The sequence below is a fragment of the Sphingobacterium bovisgrunnientis genome, from assembly GCF_009829085.1.
Lineage (GTDB): Bacteria > Bacteroidota > Bacteroidia > Sphingobacteriales > Sphingobacteriaceae > Sphingobacterium > Sphingobacterium bovisgrunnientis.
In genome coordinates this window covers 1-609 of sequence record NZ_WUQY01000108.1, presented here as the reverse complement: position 1 = coordinate 609, position 609 = coordinate 1, and the positions used below count along the sequence as shown (strand labels likewise).

Here is a 609-nt window from a genome sequence, read left to right as displayed (position 1 = left end):
ATGCCCTAAGGAGAAAGTCGATGGGACAATTGACGTCATTACCTACTTCTTAGACAGAATTGATCAAAGACTTGGGAAATCTAAGGATCAAAGTGATTACCCCGCCAGAGCAAGCTAATGCTCGGTTAGCAACCTTAATAAGTCGACCTACTCTTAGAAGTCGGGTTGTTGAAGCACAGGAAAAGGACCCATTCTTGCAAAAAGATCAAGAATGAAGTTGGTACCGATAAAAAGAAGGACTTTGGAATAGCTGAGGATCAGGCACTAATGTTTAAAGGAAGGATTTGTGTGCCTAAGGATGAGAATCTAAGAAATGAAATACGGGAAAAAGCTCATTCCACCCCCATACACCGCACATCCCGGTGGTACGAAAATGTATCGAGACCTTCGAGATACATTCTGGTGGAGAAACATGAAAAGGAGTATCGGACTGTACGTGCAGAAATGCATAATATGTTAGCAGGTTAAGGCAGAACACCAAAACTAGCAGGATTGCTGAATCCTTTAGAGATACCTGAATGAAAATGGGAAAACATCACAATGGATTTTGTGGTTGGATTTCCAAGGTCAGCAAAAGGACACAATGCTATATGGGTTATAGTAGACCGA

General features: G+C 41.7%; 1 protein-coding gene. It reads left to right on the top strand.

What is annotated here, in order from left to right:
- Positions 1-267 precede the first annotated feature (267 nt).
- Positions 268-468, top strand: a complete 201-nt coding sequence (locus GOQ16_RS18465; RefSeq protein ID WP_240141086.1) for a hypothetical protein — start codon at positions 268-270, stop codon at positions 466-468.
- Positions 469-609 lie beyond the last annotated feature (141 nt).